Annotated in this window: 17 protein-coding genes and 3 pseudogenes; 7 read left to right on the forward strand and 13 right to left on the reverse strand. The window is 70.4% G+C overall.

Annotated features, from left to right (window positions below; genetic code table 11):
* Positions 1-165 precede the first annotated feature (165 nt).
* Entirely contained in the window at positions 166-777 is a 612-nt protein-coding gene (locus ACKTSN_RS46140; RefSeq protein WP_409474525.1) for a TetR/AcrR family transcriptional regulator C-terminal domain-containing protein, read from the reverse strand.
* A 177-nt stretch (positions 778-954) separates the two neighbouring features.
* On the opposite strand from ACKTSN_RS46140, the pseudogene ACKTSN_RS46145 reads away from it, so the two are divergent.
* Positions 955-1,263, forward strand: a pseudogene (locus tag ACKTSN_RS46145) (hypothetical protein); the annotation flags it as partial.
* A 2-nt stretch (positions 1,264-1,265) separates the two neighbouring features.
* Positions 1,266-1,733 (forward strand): annotated as a pseudogene (locus ACKTSN_RS46150) (amidohydrolase family protein); the annotation flags it as partial.
* A 24-nt stretch (positions 1,734-1,757) separates the two neighbouring features.
* On the opposite strand, the gene ACKTSN_RS46155 reads toward ACKTSN_RS46150, so the two are convergent.
* Positions 1,758-4,091 (reverse strand): glycosyl hydrolase family 95 catalytic domain-containing protein, encoded by a 2,334-nt coding sequence (locus ACKTSN_RS46155; protein WP_409474526.1) that lies wholly within the window; start codon positions 4,089-4,091, stop codon positions 1,758-1,760.
* Positions 4,092-4,263: 172 nt separating this feature from the next.
* Positions 4,264-4,767: a PfkB family carbohydrate kinase gene (locus ACKTSN_RS46160; RefSeq protein ID WP_409474527.1), complete on the reverse strand. Its 504-nt coding sequence runs from the start codon at positions 4,765-4,767 to the stop codon at positions 4,264-4,266.
* Between the two features lie 3 nt (positions 4,768-4,770).
* On the opposite strand from ACKTSN_RS46160, the gene ACKTSN_RS46165 reads away from it, so the two are divergent.
* Positions 4,771-5,517: a serine hydrolase domain-containing protein gene (locus tag ACKTSN_RS46165; protein ID WP_409474528.1), complete on the forward strand. Its 747-nt coding sequence runs from the start codon at positions 4,771-4,773 to the stop codon at positions 5,515-5,517.
* A 258-nt stretch (positions 5,518-5,775) separates the two neighbouring features.
* A complete protein-coding gene (locus ACKTSN_RS46170) occupies positions 5,776-6,375 on the forward strand; it encodes a phosphotransferase family protein (RefSeq protein WP_409474529.1) in 600 nt (199 codons plus the stop codon).
* Between the two features lie 237 nt (positions 6,376-6,612).
* On the opposite strand, the pseudogene ACKTSN_RS46175 reads toward ACKTSN_RS46170, so the two are convergent.
* The 5 genes and pseudogenes from ACKTSN_RS46175 to ACKTSN_RS46195 all read right to left on the reverse strand — a co-directional run.
* A pseudogene (locus tag ACKTSN_RS46175) lies at positions 6,613-6,903 on the reverse strand (DUF305 domain-containing protein); the annotation flags it as partial.
* Complete coding sequence (locus ACKTSN_RS46180) at positions 6,900-7,547, reverse strand: DUF3105 domain-containing protein (RefSeq protein WP_409474530.1); 648 nt, start codon at positions 7,545-7,547, stop codon at positions 6,900-6,902. The gene ACKTSN_RS46180 and the pseudogene ACKTSN_RS46175, both read right to left, overlap by 4 nt.
* A 138-nt stretch (positions 7,548-7,685) precedes the next feature.
* On the reverse strand, positions 7,686-8,105 hold the full coding sequence (locus ACKTSN_RS46185; protein ID WP_409474531.1) for a hypothetical protein: 420 nt from the start codon (positions 8,103-8,105) through the stop codon (positions 7,686-7,688).
* Positions 8,106-8,345: 240 nt separating this feature from the next.
* A complete protein-coding gene (locus ACKTSN_RS46190; protein ID WP_409474532.1) occupies positions 8,346-9,452 on the reverse strand; it encodes a sensor histidine kinase in 1,107 nt (368 codons plus the stop codon).
* Complete coding sequence (locus ACKTSN_RS46195) at positions 9,449-10,114, reverse strand: response regulator (RefSeq protein ID WP_409474533.1); 666 nt, start codon at positions 10,112-10,114, stop codon at positions 9,449-9,451. Before ACKTSN_RS46195 ends, ACKTSN_RS46190 begins: the two co-directional genes overlap by 4 nt.
* A gap of 306 nt (positions 10,115-10,420) precedes the next feature.
* Between ACKTSN_RS46195 and ACKTSN_RS46200 the strand changes: the two genes are divergently transcribed.
* Together ACKTSN_RS46200 and ACKTSN_RS46205 are read left to right on the forward strand one after the other, a co-directional pair.
* A complete protein-coding gene (locus tag ACKTSN_RS46200) occupies positions 10,421-11,179 on the forward strand; it encodes a histidine phosphatase family protein (protein WP_409474534.1) in 759 nt (252 codons plus the stop codon).
* A 335-nt stretch (positions 11,180-11,514) separates the two neighbouring features.
* Positions 11,515-12,111 (forward strand): class I SAM-dependent methyltransferase, encoded by a 597-nt coding sequence (locus tag ACKTSN_RS46205; protein ID WP_409474535.1) that lies wholly within the window; start codon positions 11,515-11,517, stop codon positions 12,109-12,111.
* 180 nt (positions 12,112-12,291) lie between these two features.
* On the opposite strand, the gene ACKTSN_RS46210 is transcribed toward ACKTSN_RS46205, so the two are convergent.
* From ACKTSN_RS46210 to ACKTSN_RS46225, 4 genes are all read right to left on the reverse strand, one after another.
* Positions 12,292-12,822, reverse strand: coding sequence for a DUF4396 domain-containing protein (locus tag ACKTSN_RS46210; RefSeq protein ID WP_409474536.1), 531 nt, complete (start codon positions 12,820-12,822; stop codon positions 12,292-12,294).
* A 318-nt stretch (positions 12,823-13,140) separates the two neighbouring features.
* Positions 13,141-13,770 (reverse strand): DUF305 domain-containing protein, encoded by a 630-nt coding sequence (locus ACKTSN_RS46215; RefSeq protein ID WP_409474537.1) that lies wholly within the window; start codon positions 13,768-13,770, stop codon positions 13,141-13,143.
* 115 nt (positions 13,771-13,885) lie between these two features.
* Entirely contained in the window at positions 13,886-14,293 is a 408-nt protein-coding gene (locus tag ACKTSN_RS46220; protein WP_409474538.1) for a DUF6153 family protein, read from the reverse strand.
* 148 nt (positions 14,294-14,441) lie between these two features.
* On the reverse strand, positions 14,442-15,050 hold the full coding sequence (locus ACKTSN_RS46225) for a TetR/AcrR family transcriptional regulator (protein ID WP_409474539.1): 609 nt from the start codon (positions 15,048-15,050) through the stop codon (positions 14,442-14,444).
* 102 nt (positions 15,051-15,152) lie between these two features.
* Between ACKTSN_RS46225 and ACKTSN_RS46230 the strand changes: the two genes are divergently transcribed.
* Positions 15,153-16,550: an MFS transporter gene (locus ACKTSN_RS46230; RefSeq protein WP_409474540.1), complete on the forward strand. Its 1,398-nt coding sequence runs from the start codon at positions 15,153-15,155 to the stop codon at positions 16,548-16,550.
* 378 nt (positions 16,551-16,928) lie between these two features.
* Here ACKTSN_RS46230 and ACKTSN_RS46235 read toward each other — a convergent pair whose 3' ends face one another.
* Positions 16,929-17,147, reverse strand: coding sequence for a hypothetical protein (locus ACKTSN_RS46235; protein ID WP_409474541.1), 219 nt, complete (start codon positions 17,145-17,147; stop codon positions 16,929-16,931).
* Positions 17,148-17,189: the final 42 nt, after the last annotated feature.

Raw genomic sequence — 17,189 nt, forward strand, 5'->3', positions numbered from 1 at the left:
ACTGCGTACCCCTTCTCGGCCGTGACCTTGTGCGACCCGCCGCCGGGGTGGCCGGTCGACAGCAGTGGCTGGGGCTCGTCGGACGCCCCCAAGATGCCCGACGACAGGGTCGGGATCACCCGCCAGCCGACTCGGTCTCGCCGACCAGCCGGACCTTCCATTGCCTCATGCCCGAGCGGCCCGCATGGCTCGCGCGTGATCCAGGAAACCGGTCAGCCCCACCTCGAACGCCCGGTCCGCCCGCCCCTCGCCGACCGCGGCCAACGCCTCGGCGAGCAGCGGCGTGGGCGTGTCCTGCGCCAACTCCCCCATGGACTCCGGCGCCGCAAGGTCGAGTGCCGAGCCCAGCACCGGGTTCTCCAGGGCGACAAGCAGCGGCATGACCTCGTCGGCGCCGAACCCCGCGTCCCGCAGCAGGGCCACCGCCCGCTCGTACTGTTCCAGCACCCGAGGCGCCCGCACCGGCGACGTCATCAGCAGCGGGATCGTCCTCGGGCGCGCGGCGAACGCGGCCCGGCACGACCGGGCCCAGGCCTCCAGCGCCGTGTCCCACGGCCGCAGATCCAGGGTCGTGACGTCGATCGCGGACGCGACCCGCTCGCGCAGCAGTTCCACGATGCCGTCCCGGCCGTCCACACGGTGATACACCGAGCCTGTCTGCGCCCCGAGCCGCCGGGCGATCCGCGGCACGCTGAAGTCGCCCTGCTCGTCGATCAGTTGCAGCGCCGTGGTGGTGATGCGCTCGCGGTCGAGGAGCGGTCTGCGTGGCCGGCCCATCGTCAGTCTTCTCCCTGAGGTCTTCCCGGATGCCCAACGGAAGGTCACATTGCCGAAACCGAAAGGCTTTAGGTTTACGGATCCCGGCCCACGTCATCCGTGCTGCACCGGGACCGTCGGCGCCGCCATCCCGCACGCCCGGAATCCCCTCCCGTCCGCCGCTCGAAGGGCTTCCCCATGTCCGTGACCACCAACGAGCTCCCGCAGGAGAGAGCGCCGTCCGCCACGGCGGACCTGCGCTCCGGCTCCCTCGGCACTGCTGACATCGCCTTCTACGCTTTCATCACCCGCGGCCTCGGCCGCCCGGTCGGCATCGGCGCCGCCCTGCTCGCTCTCGTCGGCTACAACGGCATGGAGATCGGCGTCTACGGTCTCCTCGGCACCGCCACCCAGGACACCGTCCGTGCCCTCTTCGGCACCGACGTCCCCTGGCTGCCGATCTCACTGGCCGGCCTGCTGCTCATCGGCTACGGCGGCTACCGCTCCAGCTGCCCAGGTTCGAGCAGCTCGGCGTGGCGGCGTCGATGCAGCCGCCGCACACCGCCTACACCCGCGCCGACGGCACCGACGAGTGGTCCCGCCGGCTGGGCGCCGACCGCGCCCGCCACGCCTGGCGGCTGCGGGACCTGCGCGACGCGGGCGCCACGGTCGCCCTGGGCTCGGACTGGCCCATCGCCCACTACGACGTCCGCCAGGTCCTGGCGACTGCTCGCCGACCTCGTGGCGCGGCCTCCGCCCGGGCCGGGCTGACCGGGCTGGAGGCACTGGAGGGCTGCACCACGCACGCCGCCCGCGCCGCGGGCGAATCGGCCACGGCCGGCCGGATCACCCCGGGCCACCGCGCCGACCTCACAGCCCTGGGGATCGACCCGGCGGCGGCTCCGGCCGACGAACTGGCCGAGGCCCCCGTCCGGCTGACTGTGACGGGCGGTCACGTGATCCACCACGAGCAGTGACAGTTGCCCTCGATCCGGCCACGCTCAGGTGAGGGGCAGCCCCCAGCGGGGCGCGTCCTCGTTCGGGCGTACGGGCGCGACACTCAGGTCGGGCCGGTCGCCCCGCGTGGTGATCAGCGCCGACTCGCCCTTGCGCAAGGCGAGTCGGATGGCGCCGTCACCGGCGTCGGAGTACGGGAGGAGGCGGCCCCGCCCGTCCCGAACGTCGATCGATCCCGCGATCCCGTGCCGTACGACGCAGAGAGCGTCCGCCTCGCTGAGCAGTCGCACCCAACGAGTCGTGCCGCCCTGACGGCGCGCGCTGAGCAGGAAGGCGCCCTGCGTACGGAAGTTGTGCACGGCCAGGTCCGCCCACGCGGCGGGCAGCGCGGGGAAGACCCTGATGACCCCGCCCCAGGACTGGCAGATCATGTCGTGCAGTGACTGGGCCGCCGACAGGGGCGTCTCGATGACCGGACCCGACTCCTTGTACATGGTGTTGGGTTGGATGAAGCGGGTCATCAGCTCACCGAGATACCGCAGGGCGTCCTCGCCCTTGCCGAGCAGCGCCGACATCGAGGCGGCCCCGGTGAAGGTGTAACCCTGCAGGGCGCCCTCGAAGCCCACCCAGTGCGCCAGCGACGTCTCGATCAGGGCGCGTTCGTCGGGGGTCCGGCCGGTCACCTCGTACAACGGGTAGACCGCGAGTAGGTGAGAGTAGTGGCGGTGGGACTTCGCGAAGGGGATGTCCGCGCCGATCATGAAGCCGTTCGCGTCGGTCGGATACGGCACCAGCTTGGCCAGCACCTCGCGCCAGCGCGGCGCCAACACGTCGTCGGTACCGAGGAGTTCGGCGGCTTCGAGGAGAGTGCGGCAGCCCCAGGTGAGCAGCATCAGATCGTAGTTGCAGTCGCGCGAGTCGCCGCCGTACTCCGGGGAGAAGGTGGCGGGCAGGTGCAGTTTGCCGTCCGGGCCGAGCTCGAGGAAGTGCAGGTAGTAGTTGATCGCCTTGCGCAGGAGAGGGAACAGGACGTCCCGGAGGACCGACTTGTCCATCGTGTGTCGGTAGCTGAGCCAGACGTTGTGCAACGCCCAGGTCAGATTGCCGACTTCGGGGGTAGGCGGGTTCTGGCCGGGGATGCCGACGCCGTAGCCCATCAGTGTGCTGGCCGCGCCATTGACCAGGTGGGGATCGGTGGTGCGGGGGATACCGAGCGAATCGGCGCGGTACGGCTGCGTCACCTCGTTGGCGAGGTTGTCCCGGAACTCGCTCAACGCCCTGGTGATCGCGTCGAGTTCGAGGTGGTTGGAGCCATGGATGAGCCAGTACTCCAGCTGGGCGTTGAGGTTCCACCAGGTGTTGGGCCACGGCGTGGGCTCGAGCCAGGGCCCGCTCGTCGCCATGACAGGGGCGTCGCGGCGGGCGGCGGATGCTGCCTTGTAGAGCTGGATCCAGTAGAAACGCTGGATGCGGGCGTCGGGGAGGGAGAGGAAGCTCTTGCGGTAGTAGGCGTGCCACCATGCGCGGTGGGTCACCGCCAGGGCTGAATAGGGGAGCCGGTCCGCGGCGCGGACCGCCTTGAGGGCCTGCTCCAGGGCTGTGTTCTTCGGGTACGAGTGCGCGACGTGCACATACAGCGTCCGCGTCCGGCCCCTGGTCCGCTCCCGCCATGCGGTGACGTGCTGCCCGCCGGCCAGCAGCGGCTGCACGGCGGCGGTCGTCCCGTCGTGGTCGGCGACCTCGGCGGGCGGGTTGCCCCGGTAGCCGTCCGGCAGCGGCCTGGACGCGGCCCGCGGACTGATCGCGTCCGCCGGGTGGAACACCCAGCGGAAGCCGCTCTCGCCCTCGCTCGCGGTCACTTCCACGGCGAGGACCGAGCGGTCGTTGTGGACCAGGGCGCGCAGGGTCAGGGTGCTCTTGTCGGTGGTGAGCGTGCCGGTCAACTCGGCGTCATGCAGCGACAATCGCCAGTCGAGGCCGGTGATCGCGCCCACCGGCTCAAGTGTGAAGTACCCGATCGGCAGCCGAGCCAGGCCGAAGAGGGAACCGAACTCGGGGCGGTGGTCCTGCACTTCGGAGTGCTGGACGTTGAAGCGCACGGCGGTCGATGCGGCGCCCGGCTCGGCGTAGATCCCCGAGCCGAGGAAGCCGTTGCCGAGGAACGGGCCCTCGTACCAGGTCGTCGGCATCCGCTGCCAGACCAGGTCGGCGTCGTCGAGAACGGTGCGCCAGGGGTCGGCGGGAAGCGCGGTGGCCTCGGCACGGTCAGCCGCGGTCGCCTGGGTGGTCAGGCCCGAGGTCAGCAGTACGCCACCCAGAGCGGATCCGGTGGCGAGGACGGTACGTCTGGACGGATCGGGCGCGGAGGGAGAGGGCACGTTTCCTCCAGACAGGTTCAGTGAATCATCGGAGCTATCCCGCGATGCAACATAGAGACGGGGCAACAGTGCGTCAACACAACAGGATAGATCCGATGTGTTGACTTCTGCACGCCGAGACTCGCGGCGATCGGATCGACGAACAGCGGGGTTCCGTCGCTGGGTTGCGGCGTCACCCTCGCCGCATCCAAGCGCGGGTGCCGAACGAGGAACACGCCCGCGAGGCCACCGCGGCCGCGGCACGCAGGGCCTCGACGAAGCCTTGCGATGTCAAACGGCCCTGAACCGCGAGGTGATGGGTGAGGGCCCCGTGCGGGACGTCACCCGCGCCCAGTGTGTCCGCCACCCGGACGGCAGGTACGTCCACCGTGCCGCTGCCGTCGGGCCCCGCCCACACGATGGGCTGCCCTCCCCGGCTGACCGCCGACCAGACGACCTCGTGCTCCCGCAGGAACCGCAGGGTGTCCGTCGGCATGTTGGTGCCGGGCGGGTGAAAGTCGGCCGAGCAGACGGCCATGTCGATCGACGGCAGCAGGTTCTCCGTGCCGGCCTTCCAACTGCCCCCGTCGAGGACGGTTCGGCGACCGGCGGCGCGCGCAGCGGGGTGGCCGAGCTCGACACCGCCCGCCCGGTGCCGGGCAACGGCAACGACGGCCGACGGATCACTGTGCGGCAACTGTTGCAGCAGACCAGCGGGCTCTACGACTACGCCTACGACATCTACCCGACCCTCAGCACGCCGGAGGACTACCGGCGGGAGCGGTGGCGGGTCGCCCGCCCGGACGAGCTCATCGCGCTGGCCCTGCGGCACGCTCCGGCGGATCAGGTCTGGGCCTACTCCAACACCAACTACGTCCTCGCCGGCATGGTGATCAAATCCGTCACCGGCCGCGACTGGACCACCGAGGTCCGTGAGCGGATCATCGCCCCACTGCGGCTGCGCCGCACGACCACGCCCGGTACCTGGCCGTTCCTCCCCTCCCCTCACGCCCACAACTACCAGCAGTGGACGCCGGGCGGCCCGCTGATCGACACCACGATCGCGGTCCGGGCACTCGACAGCGGCGCAGACGGGTCGATCATCAGCACGGCCGAGGACCTCAACACATTCATCACCGCGCTGGTGGGCGGCCGGCTGTTGCCCGCGGCCCAGCTCGCAGACATGCAGACCCTGGTGGATACCCCGCCCGATCCCCGCGGGCACACCGGATACGGGCTCGGGCTGTACTACCACCCGCTGCCGTGCGGCGGTGGCTCCTGGACCCACGGCGGCAACGGGCTCGGCTACAACGTCGAGGTGATGGCCACCGACGACGGCGCCACGCGGCTGACCGTCGCGGAGTTCAGCCGCTCGTTCGACCCCACCACGGAGGACGCGCGGGCTGCCGCGCGGCGGACGTTGATCGAGCGGGCAATGTGCGACTGACTGATCGTTTCAGAATGAGTTCGGTGTGGCGGCTGGGAGTTGGGGGTTGCGTCGGGCGGGCCGGTTGCACGGTGGACGATCTGTTCCCGATGTGCCGTGTCCACCACGGCGGGTCTCCCTCGGGCCGCAGGGTTGCGGTCAAGGTGGTCAGGCACGAGATCGCAGACGAGACCGGATTCCGCAGTCGCTTGACTCGACCAGGGCATCGGGCAGGTCGAGCGCGGCAGGACAGACAACCAACGAGGCCCCCCAGCTGGCGTGTTGGACGGGTACAAGGAGCAGGTGGGCGCGGCCAACCGTCAGATCAACTCCATCCGCGGTACGGCGTTCGGACCGCTGGCCGGCCCGGGAAACACCTGCTGGCGACGGGTGTTCACGGACATCGTCGAGGACGTCCTGGCCGACGGCGAACGCCGCCGGGTCGATCTGGGCTGGGACTGCGACACCGTGCGCGAGGTGCTGGCCGAGCACGCCGCGAGCCTGGACGAGGTGAGCGAGCCACGGCTGGTGGAGTGGGATCTGTGGGACAGCAACGTCATGGTCCGCGACGGGAAGATCGCGTGCGTCATCGACCACGAGCGGGCCTTCTTCGGTGACCCGCTCATCGAGGCCGGGTTCGCCAGCACGCAGATGGCTGCTGCCTACGGCGACTCCACGCACTTCATGCGCGGCTACGGACACCCTCCACTGACCGAGACCGAGACCGAGAGCGTGCGCCGCCGCCTGTACTGCCTGCACCTGGCGCTCATCATGGTGATCGAGATCGTCTACCGCGGCCACACCGACATCACGCAGTACGACTGGGCGCGCGAGCGGCTGACCGAAGTGATGGCCCTGCTGGGCCGCACCCGCCGGTGAAAGCCTCCCCCGACGCCAGGAGAACTGCCTACGCCGCCGACTTCGCCGGCCGGACGCGCCCGTGAATCATGTCCATGCGCTCGGCTACCCGAGACCGCCGTTGCTTTGGAGAAGCTGGGCGTTGATCCATCCGCCCTCTGCGGAGCAGGGAACGTGACCAGATTCGCGCAGTCCTGCGGTACCACGAGGCGCCCCAGGGGCGTGAAGCGGATCATGTCCGCCTTCTGCTCCTCAGCAGCCGAGCAGCATGCCGCGCTGGTTGGCCTGGGTGTCGATGACGTCGTAGGCGAGGGTGCGTACTTCCTCGTCGGCGCTGCGGTCGCGGACGATGAACGAGATCTCCATGGCCTGCCGGTGGTGCACCGCCATGTCCCGCGCGAATCCGGCCTCTACGGAACGGTCACCGGGCGAGGATGCGTTCGCCGTGCCCTGCGCCGTGCGCCACCACACGATGAGCGCGGCGGCGACGGCGAGCACGGCACAGATGAGGACGACGGGCGGGGCGCGGCGGGTGGCCGCGCCGGTTATGCGGAGATCCCTCCCGTGCAGGCGGCGCCCGGCTCAGGGGTCTGCGCGCCCTGCACGTACTTGTCGAGGAACGTCCCCACCCGGGGGTCGTCGGCGGAGTCCACGCTCAGCTGCTTGCCCCAGGCGGACAGGACGATCGGGGAGGACTGGTCGGCGTACGGGCTCATCAGCGTGTACGGGGTCTTGGTGACCCGGTCCTTGAGCGTCGTGACGTCCTCGTCCGTGGCCTTGTCGTTGTACGTGATCCAGACCGCGCCGTGCTCCAGGGAGTGGACGGCGTTCGTCTCGCCGATCTCCTTGTCGTAGACGTCGCCGTTGCAGTTCATCCAGGCTTGGTTGTGGTCGCCGCCGACGGCCGGGGACATCTCGTAGTTGACCGGGGTGGTGACGTGGTTGCGGCCCAGGTCCTTGAAGGACTCCTCGCCCGCCACCGGCTTGGCGGCCGCCGCTTCCTCCGCCTTGTTCTGCTGTTCGGCCCGGTCGACGAAGTACCAGCCAGCGCCGGCGATGCCGACGACGATGGCTGCGCTGCAGGTCCACGTGATGATGCGGTTGCGGCGTTCCCGTGCCGCCTCGGCGTGGCGTATCTGCTCCAGCTTCGCTCGGCGGGCAGCGCGCTGTTCCTTGGCTCGGGAAGATCCCATGGCATGTCCTTGTCCTCACCGCGCGGGAAGAGGGCGCGGTGATCTGATTCGAGCGGTTGATGGCCTGCGCACCCGGAACGCCGGGGGCAGGAATGGACGACGGGCACGGCTTTGGCAAGCGGCCGTGCGGGGGCCGTTCTAGGTCCGCTGAATCTGCAGTTGGTGAATGCCGGGGGTATGGACGAGGGCTTCCGGTGCCCCGCGCGCGGGCGGAGCGTGCGGCGTCCAGGCCGCGACGGTGACGTCCGCCGCCCGAAGGGGCGGCACCGGCACGGAGAAGGCGGTGTTCGCGACGGCCTGGGCGGCGGGTCGGCAGTGCGTGTCGCCCGGCCCGTGTTCCATGTCGGGACACTCGTGGGTGGCGGCCGTCCGGACGGCGCCGGCGCCCAGGGCGTTGCCCGTATCGGAGGCGACGGGCACGCGGAACGCCTCGTCCGCGCTGTGCGTGCACACCGGGAGCACCCACAGCACTACGGCGAGCAGAGCGGCACAGTGCAGGACGGCAAACGGGGCCGCGCGTCCCGCCGCGCCCCGGAAGCCCAGGTGCCGGTCGCTCATCGCGCTGATCGTAGCCAAGGCACGCCGGAGTGGGGGAGTGGACTGTTGCGATGCTGATGTAGAAGCCGCACAAACAGGCCGTGCACCTGTGACCGCCGCCGTCTCTCCAACGGAGGTGTGCTCTTCTGCCTTGCGGTGGACTGCATGGCGGTGACGGCGGGGACAAGCCCCGGCGGACGTGGCCGGGGCTCCGTGCCACGACCGATCCCCGGGGCGCTGCTCATGGGGGTCTCTTCTCGGTCACCGTGCCTTTTTGACCGGCAGTTCCAGGCGAAGCTGGTAGCCGCCGTCGGCGGTGGGGCCGGAGGTGACGGTGCCGCCGAGGAGGGCGGCGCGCTGTCGCAGGGCGACCAGGCCGTAATGCGCGCTGGGCAGGGAGACGGCGGGCCGCGTGGGCGCGCTGTTGCTGACCGTGACGCGGACGGCGTTGTCCTCGTAGGAGGCGCGCACGGTGGCGGTGGCCCCGGGGGCGTGTTTGCGTACGTTGGTCAGCGCTTCCTGGATGGTGCGATAGACGGCGCGCTGCAGGGTCGGTGGAAGGCCGCCGGGCAGGTCCGTCGTCAGGTGAGTGTCAATGCCGCTGCTGTCGATCAGCCGCCGCAGGTCGGTCAGGGACGGCTGCGGAGTCAGTTCCGTAGGGCGGCTGTGCGAGTCGCGCAGCACGTTGACCATGTGCCGCAGTTCGTCCAGCGTCTGCACGCTCAGCCGCCGTATCGTGGCTGCGGCTTGCTTGGCTACGGTGTCCTGCGTGCCGACCTGCAGTGCCCCGGCCTGCACCGCGATCAGGCTGACCTGGTGGGAGACCACATCATGCATCTCGCGGGCGAGCTGGGCGCGTTCCTCGGCCAGGACAGCCTGCGCGCTCAGCCTGCGCTCGTGGTCGCGCGCCTGTGAGATCTCGGCGAGCCGCAGGGACAGGTCCCGCCGGGCCTGAACGAGCTGGCCGAGGAAGACGGGAGCCGCAGCCGTTGCCGCGGTATAGCCCAGGGTGATCAGGCCCGAAGGGCTCCAAAGAACGAGTTGCGGTGACGGCGACCACGAAGTCATGTCGCTGAGCGTGTACGCCAGGGCGCAGAGGGCCAGGAGAGTCCGGCGCCGGGTGAATGTGGCGAGGGTGTACAGCGCGGCCAGACAGGCGAAGATCGCATCCGAGACCAGGACGGCGGGCAACGTGAGCAGGAAGATGAGCAGCGGAAAACGCCGACGCAGCACAAGCAGGCAGGCAGCGGCCAGAGCCAAGGCCAGGCTCAGCGGCTCGTCCGGGGCGACATGGACCCAGACGTCAAGCAGTGCTGCGACGACGAACGCAGTGTTCCGCAGCATGCGGGCCGGGGGGCGGGGAATCATCCCGGCTCCGGGTCGCGGGGCGGTTTGAGCAGTCCGGCCCGTTCGGCGACCACGACCGCCTGGACGCGGCTGCTGACCTCCAGCTTGGTGAGGATGGCGCTCACATGGTCCTTCACCGTGCCGGTGCTCAGGTGCATCCGGGCGGCGATGTGCGCGTTGGACAGTCCCTGGGCGATCAGGACGAGTACGGCGCGTTCGCGGTCGGTCAGCCGGTCCACACCGTGCGTGGCAGATGTCTGGCCGCCGGCCTCGAGGTATCCGTCCACGACCGTCCGCGTGACCTTGGGCGCCAGGACGGTGCCCCCGTCGGCCAGGGCGCGCACGAGGAACGGCAGCTCCTCCGGGTCGGTGTCCTTGAGCAGGAAACCTGCCGCGCCGCAGCGCAGGGCCGTGGCCACGTACTCGTCCATGTCGAACGTCGTGAGCATGGCCACCACCGGGGGCTGCCGCAGTCGAGACAGATCGGCGAGGACGGTGAGTCCGTCCACGTCCGGCATGCGGATGTCCAGCAGCACGACATCAGGGTGGGTCTCCTGCGCCACCTGGACAGCTTCTCCCCCCGGAACCGCCCCCACGACCTCGATCTCGTCGGCAGCGTCCAGGATGCACCTGAACCCCGTACGGATCAGCGCCTCGTCGTCGACCACCAGTACCCGGATCATGCGTGCTCCCACTCACCATCGGGTCACTGTCCGTCGTACCACGTCGACAAGCGCCCCGCTTGCCCACACCGAGACCGTCCAGGTGGGGGGGTCGGAGCCAGCCAGTCGGCGGGGACGTTCCGGACTCCTGCCGGATGGATATGGCAGGAGGTTTCGCGAAGCCTGAGAACGTGACGCGTAACGTGTCGACCGCCGCGCTCTGGGAGACGGCGCCGGTGGCCGTGGTTGACCGCTTGCTGCCGCCAGAGGGACGTCACCACCGCCGCTGATCCGAGGCGACCTGGCGGTGTCACACCCTCCGGCGTCATGCAGGAGCAAACCGATCAGGAGGGCAGCCGCATGACGATCCGCCTGACAGTTCTGGGCGTGCACCCCCCAGCTACATCCGCAGATGCGATCTTCGGCCACGCCCCACTCAGTGAGTACGACCTCCACGAGACAGGCGCCGCCCTGGCAGCGCTTCCGCCCCAGTCGTCGACCACGCGGTCGCCTTCCACCCGCTGCGCGCTCACCGCTGCATTCCTCGGGCTGAAGGCCACAGCCGAGCCGGCACTGCGCGACATCGACTACGGCACATGGCGCGGCCGCACCCCGGCCGAAATCGTCGCTGCAGACCCGCACGGATACAGCGCCTGGCTCACCGACCCGGATGCCGCACCACACGGGGGCGAAACCGTACGTCAACTCTGCCAACGGACCGCGAACTGGCTCAGCAGCCTGCCCCCTGAGACGGGCCGAGCCTTGGCCATCGTCGAGCCGGCTGTTGTCCAGGCCCTGCTCGTCCATGCCCTGTCCGCACCAGCACGAGCCTTCTGGAAACTTGAGGTACCACCCCACTACACAGTCTGCCTGACGCGGCGCGACGGCGTCTGGAGCAGCACGTGGACCGCTGCCCCGTACTGTCCCAGGACCCGTGCGAGCGGTGCGGGCCAGCCCCGCACCGGCCAGACCGGCGCCGTTCGCGCCGACACCCCACAGGAGGACGGCCGGCACCGCCCGGACTACCGGATCGACCTCGCGCTGCGGTCTTCGGGTCGGTTCAAGGCGCTGTTCGACCGCCGCTGATGAGCAGTCGGCCTGACGCAATGTCAGGCTGTGCGGGTAGCGCCCTGCGCTACCAGGAAGTTTTCGGTGTCGTCGGAGTCAGGTTCTTCGGTGTCATTGCGGCGGGGTAGGTTCCTGGCCAACACGCGCTGCGCCACGTCACGGTCATGGCCACGACTGCGAGACCTCAGAGGACGTTGGCGGCAAACGCCCGCCAGCCCGCTCACCGCGATCCACACCGACCTCACCGAGCCCGAAGCGCGCGCGGCCATCGCGTCCGCCGTGCGTCTCAACACGGCCGCCCTTGGGTGCGCACCAGCTGTGTCGGCAGGGGAGCCGCGTGCTTCGATATGGACGTGGAGAGCATCACGCGCCGGCTCCTGACCAAGGCCTTTGGCCAGCCGAGCGGACTGTTCGGCTGTCTCGGCGGCCACCTCATGGCCCGCGGCAATGCAGCCACCGAACGCCATGCCGTCGCCCTTGCCGCCCCCGCCGAACAGGACGTCGTCCTCGTCATCGGCCCTGGCCCCGGCATCGGCCTCGCAGCCGCCGCCGGGCGCTCGGCCCATGCCATCGGCATCGACCCCTCCGACGTCATGCTCGCCATGGCCCGCCGCCGCTGCGCACCCCTGATCACAGGCGGCCGCCTCCGCCTCGCCCCCGGCACCGCCGCCAAGACCGGCGAACCGGACGCTTCCGTCGACGTCGTGATCTCCGTCAACAATCTCCAGCTCTGGCCCGACGTCCCCGCCGCCCTCGCCGAACTCCACCGCGTCCTGCGCCCCGGCGGCCGCCTTCTCCTCTCCACCCACGAGAAGTGGCTCCCCACCGACCTCCCCACCCTTGCAACCACGGTCCACGCGGCCGGCTTCACCTCCGTGCGCACCTGGACCTGGGAGCCGCCGACCCGCATGGCGTCGACGGCGGCGCAGCTGAGCGCGGTGCGCACCTAGGTTCCCGGGCAGGTCCCGCGTTCCCGGACCGGGAACCCACCGCGGCGCGAGCGTCGACGAACCCGCGGCCCCCGCCCGGCCCCTGGCTGCGCTCCCGCGGATTCCGTCACCCCCTGAACCGCATTTCGTCGGTGCCCCTCTGAGCAGGGGGCACCCCGGGTGTGGGCCGGCTGGGTCGGGTCAGTGGTAGGCGTGGGCGACCGCGTGGCCCTTGCCGCGGCCGATCATCCACTTGTTGACCGGGGTGGTGATCAGGAAGGCGACCGCGAACCCGCCCAGCAGAGCGGACCAGAACAGCCCGTCCGAGAGGTGGGCATCCATGGCGCCCGGCGTGAGGGCGATGATCGCGTTGTCGACGAACTCCATGACGGCGATGGAGACGGTGTCGGCGGCCAGCGCGACCTTGATCGCCGCCTTGAGGGCCAAGCCGGCCCTGAGGACGGCGAAGAGGGTGAACGAGTAGCCGAAGAGGAAGGCGAGCCCGATCGCGAGGATCATGGTGGGCACGTTGCCCCACAGCAGGGCAGTGCCGATGACCATGCCGAGGATCTCGCCGATGGCGCATCCGGTCAGGCAGTGAAGCGTCGCCTTCGCCGCTGTGGACCAGGTTGCGCCGCCTTGGCCGTGTCCACCGTGGGTGGTGCGACCGGGGTGGTCCTGGTGGACGGCGTGACCGTGCGCGGTGCCGGTGTGGTGAGCGCTGTGGTCCATGCCCTTCATCCCCATTCCCGCTGAAGTGTCATCCGTTGCCGGATCCCACATCGAAACCATATACCCCTATGGGGTATATATCCAAGGGGTCGTTCATGCTCCATGGGGCTTGAGCCCGCCCAGCGGATTCCGGCGTACCGCGGGGGTGTCCGGAGCTGCTGGGGGTTGCGACAGTCTCTTGCGGACGGGGTGGAGGCGGTGCACCTCCCGGGACCGGGCGGGATGAGGCCCGAGGGCGGCCGCGCGGGCCCGCAGTGCGCACGCTGCGGGCCCGCACGGCCGGTTTGCGGGGCGGGCGTTGTGCCCGCCCTGGCACGGTCAGAGCCGGTCGAGGATGTTCTGGAGCTGTGTGACCTCGGCGGACTGGCCCGTGACGATGTCGCCGGCCATCTTCTTGGCCTCGGCGTTCTCGCCGTTTTGCTGCTCGTCCTTGGCCATGACGATCGCGCCGTTGTGGTGCTCGATCATCATCTCGGCGAACATCTTGTCGAACTCGGTGCCCTTGGCGGTCTTGAGTTCGTCCATGTCCTCGGCGCTCATCATGCCTTCCATTCCGCCGTGCATGGAGTGGTCCATGGCCCCCTCGGCGGGAACGTCCTCACCCCACGAGACCAGCCACCCGGACAGTGTCCTGATCTCGGGATCCTGCGCCTTCTTCACCTGCTCGGCCAGCTCCTTCACCTCGCCCGACTGCGCCCGGGCGGGGGCGAGGTCGGCCATCTCCACGGCCTGGCGGTGGTGGGGGATCATCCCCTGGGCGAACGTGACGTCGGCTGCGTTGTGCTGTCCCTGTGAAGCGGAAGCGGCGGCGGAGGCAGAGCTGTTGCCGTGGCTGCCGTGGCCGGTGGAACTGTCGCCGTCCCCGCCGCAGGCGGCCAGAACGAGCGCGGCCGCACCGGCGGCAGCCAGGACGGCGGTACGGCGGGCGAGGGAACGCTTGCGGTTCATGCGGTTGCAACTCCTTGATGCGCAGCCTGTTTTCGGGCATGCGTCGATGCGGCAATGAGGACGCGGAAGCGCGGCACCACCCACGGAGGGGTGCGGTGGTGCCGGGCGGGCCGCTCTATATCCGCAGGAGTTGCAACTCGGACAGGTCCGGCGGCGCCCTGTCATGCTGGGCGGAGGCCGCAGCGCCATCGAGGGCGGCCGGGACGGCAGCGGCGTCCGTCATCGCAGCACCCAGGGTAGGCGGCGCATACGTGGAACCGACGCCTGCGGCAGCACAGGCTGCGTCAGCGTGGTCGAGGTGCCCGGCCCCGTCCGACAGGTGCGAGCAGGCCGCACCCGCCTCGTGTGCGGGTGCCGACGGACTCGTCATCGCGGCATGGCCGGCCTCTGCGTGCGCAGCCGGTAGCGCCCCGCCGGGTGGCAGAGCGTGCATACCCAGCACACCGCTGAGCACCGCCAGCACCAGCAGCGCAAGTACGCGCCCGGCCGGGCGCGTACTTGAAGTCTTCATGCTGCTGGGCATGCCCTCATCGTAGAGGCCATCCGGCGTTCGAAGATGTCCAGCACGCCCGTTGGGAGTGCTGGTGCCAGGCGCGTGCGACTGTCCGCGGCATTCGCCTCATGTGCCCCACCGGCGCTTGGCGCCCTGCCCTTGGAGCAGTGCGTGGGTGTCACGTCTGCGTGCTGGGCTCGGGGACCGGCCTGCCCGGCGGGGTGAAGGCGGCGAGCACGGTGGCCGTGATGTAGGCGGCCGCGCGGTCCGGGGCGAGGTTGCCGGAGCGGATCTCGTCGGCGGCGCTGTGCATGACCGAGTGCAGGACATTGACCAGCCACGGGATCGGCAAGTCGGTGCGGAAGACGCCCTCGGCGCGGCCGCGGGCGATCAGAGTCTCCACCCGGGCGGCCGGGCCGCTGTGCAACTCGCGGATGCGGCCCGGAGGGAGCTCCTTCTGGGCGGCGACCAGCAGCGCCCGGGCCTGGTCCACCAGGTGCCAACTGGCTTCCACGAGCCGCGCGAGAGCCAGCCGGGGATCACCGGCCAGATCGACGGCCTCCAGCGCCTGGTTGCCCTTGCCGATGGCCAGAGTCATCGCCGCGTCGACGACCTCGGCGCGGGAGGCGAAGTGCGCATACAACGTCACTCGGCCCACGCCCGCGGCGCGTGCGATCTCGCTGAGGCTCGCCTCCGGGTTGCGCCCCAGGCAGTCGACGGCCGCCTGCACGATCGCGTCGATGCTCCGCAGGGCGTCCGCGCGCTTGGCGTTGCTTCTGGTGCTCATGTCTCCACCCTACCCAATAACCCGAACATACCTGTTTGGATTGACCTCCTTGGCAGGCTAACCTGAACAGTACTGTACGCATTATTCGGAGGGGTGAGCGTCATGAGCGGAACGAAGGCCACGGACACACACGCACCGGGGGCGGCACCTCATCCGCTGCGCTGGCCGGCCCTGGGCCTGCTGGGGCTGGCCCAGCTCATGCTGATCCTTGACATCACCGTGGTCGCCATCGCACTTCCTCACATGGGAAGCGAACTGGACCTGGACCGTACTGCCCTGACCTGGGTGGTCAGCGGCTACGCGCTCACCTTCGGCAGCCTGATGCTGCTCGGTGGCCGGGCGGCCGACCTGTTCGGCGCCAAGCGCGTGGTCCTGGCCGGGCTCGCGGTCTTCACCGTTGCCTCCCTCGCCGCCGGACTCGCCACCGGCGCAGCCCTGCTGCTCACCGCCCGGATCGCCCAGGGGGCGGGTGCTGCCATGATGTCGCCCGCGGCACTGTCGGTGGTGGTGCGGCTGTTCGACGGCGACGAGCGGAACCGGGCGCTGGGCATCTGGTCGGCGCTCGGCGGCGGGGGCGCCGCCCTCGGCGTGCTGCTGGGCGGCATCATCACGGCCGGGCCGGGCTGGGCCTGGGTCTTCTTCGTCAACGTTCCCGTCGGCCTGGTCGTCCTCGTAGCTCTCGTCCGCATACTGCCGGATCTGCCCCGGGCGGCCTCCGGCTCTCTCGACGTACCGGGTGCTGCCCTGGTCGCCGCGGCCACCGGCGCCCTCATCTACGCCCTGATCCGCGCCGGGGACCACGGCTGGCGCAACACTGCTTTCCTCGCCCTGTCGGCCTTCGCCGCCGTGGCCTACGTCGCCTTCGCCGCCTGGCAGCGCCGGGCCTCGGCGCCCCTGATGGACCTCGGACTCCTTGGCCGACGCCCGGTCGTGGCGGGAACCTTTGTCATCGCCGTGACCACTGCTTTGATGGTGGCTGTCTTCTTCCTCGGATCCTTCTACCTCCAGAACCACCAAAACCACGGTGCCCTGGCGACCGGCGCGCTGTTCCTCCCCGTCGCGCTGTTGACCATGGCCGCCGCCACCGCCGCCGGCCGCGTGATCGGCCGCCTGGGGGCCCGGCCCCTGGCGGCGGTGGCCTTGTTGATCGCGGCCGCTGGATTCCTCGCACCGGTGCTCTGGTCCGGCACCGCCGCCATGGTCGCCGGGGTGAGCGTCGCCTCGGCGGGGCTGGGCGCCCTGTTCGTGGTCGCCTCGGCCACCGCACTCGGCAGCGTCGCCCCGCACGAGGCCGGCGTCACCTCCGGAATCGTCAGTACCTTCCACGAGTTCGGCGCCTCGGCCGGGGCCGCGGCCGTCTCCAGCGCCGCCGCCGCCAGCCTCACCAGCACCACAACCGCGTCCGGGTTCGACGACGCGTTCCTCGTGGCCACGGGGGTGGCCGTGGTCTCCGCCGCCGCCGCCGCCGCGACGTGGCTGATCCCGCCGAAAGGGGAGTAGCCCTAGCGGGCAGGAGACCATGGACCACACGCTTCGGCGGTGATCAGCGACAGCCGACGCCGCCCCGGGCGACGCACTCCACCGCCTGAATCCTCCTGTGCGTCACTGCTCCTGCTGCGGATGCGGGCAGTCGCCGGCGGTCCGCCGGACCGAAGCTGGACCTGGGGACCGTCGGCCGTGACATCGCGCCGCTGCGGGTGCACAGTGCATCGCTCAGAGCCTGGCCTACAAGCCCGCGCGGTGATGACTGCGGCGGGGATGCGGTCCGGCCTGGCGGCTGCCGCCCGCAAGGCGATGGTGCCTGCCAGACCCGTGTCGCCCAGCGCCGCCGGCGCAGGGCGCGATGGTCCAGGAGGGTGTCGACAATCGTCGGCGTACTTAGCTCCAGGTACGGCCGGGGGGGCGCACACCGAGCGGGCGTCCGGCAGGACCGGGGTGAATCCGCCGGCGGGCCAGAGGCCGCAGGCTGTCGCGGTCCGGGCCGCCGCCGTGCAGCAGGACCAGCCGTGGTCTGGGCACCAGTGCCATGGTGTGCAGCCGGCAACCATCACTGTCGCGGGAGACGAAGTCGCGCATGCGGCCTCCCAGTTGTGTCATGGGCGACCGCCTGCTGGGCCCGCAATCCGGAACGGGAACGAG

The sequence above is a fragment of the Streptomyces flavusporus genome, assembly GCF_046267975.1.
GTDB classification, from domain to species: Bacteria; Actinomycetota; Actinomycetes; order Streptomycetales; family Streptomycetaceae; genus Streptomyces; species Streptomyces flavusporus.

Excerpts from the sequence above, each read along its gene's own strand:
- ACKTSN_RS46140 (WP_409474525.1), bottom strand. The coding sequence starts at position 777 with ATGGGCCGGCCACGCAGACCGCTCCTCGACCGCGAGCGCATCACCACC.
- ACKTSN_RS46180 (WP_409474530.1), bottom strand. The coding sequence starts at position 7,547 with ATGGGATCTTCCCGAGCCAAGGAACAGCGCGCTGCCCGCCGAGCGAAG.
- ACKTSN_RS46185 (WP_409474531.1), bottom strand. The coding sequence starts at position 8,105 with ATGAGCGACCGGCACCTGGGCTTCCGGGGCGCGGCGGGACGCGCGGCC.
- ACKTSN_RS46190 (WP_409474532.1), bottom strand. The coding sequence starts at position 9,452 with ATGATTCCCCGCCCCCCGGCCCGCATGCTGCGGAACACTGCGTTCGTC.
- ACKTSN_RS46195 (WP_409474533.1), bottom strand. The coding sequence starts at position 10,114 with ATGATCCGGGTACTGGTGGTCGACGACGAGGCGCTGATCCGTACGGGG.
- ACKTSN_RS46200 (WP_409474534.1), top strand. The coding sequence starts at position 10,421 with ATGCAGGAGCAAACCGATCAGGAGGGCAGCCGCATGACGATCCGCCTG.
- ACKTSN_RS46210 (WP_409474536.1), bottom strand. The coding sequence starts at position 12,822 with ATGGACCACAGCGCTCACCACACCGGCACCGCGCACGGTCACGCCGTC.
- ACKTSN_RS46215 (WP_409474537.1), bottom strand. The coding sequence starts at position 13,770 with ATGAACCGCAAGCGTTCCCTCGCCCGCCGTACCGCCGTCCTGGCTGCC.
- ACKTSN_RS46220 (WP_409474538.1), bottom strand. The coding sequence starts at position 14,293 with ATGCCCAGCAGCATGAAGACTTCAAGTACGCGCCCGGCCGGGCGCGTA.
- ACKTSN_RS46225 (WP_409474539.1), bottom strand. The coding sequence starts at position 15,050 with ATGAGCACCAGAAGCAACGCCAAGCGCGCGGACGCCCTGCGGAGCATC.
- ACKTSN_RS46230 (WP_409474540.1), top strand. The coding sequence starts at position 15,153 with ATGAGCGGAACGAAGGCCACGGACACACACGCACCGGGGGCGGCACCT.
- ACKTSN_RS46235 (WP_409474541.1), bottom strand. The coding sequence starts at position 17,147 with ATGACACAACTGGGAGGCCGCATGCGCGACTTCGTCTCCCGCGACAGT.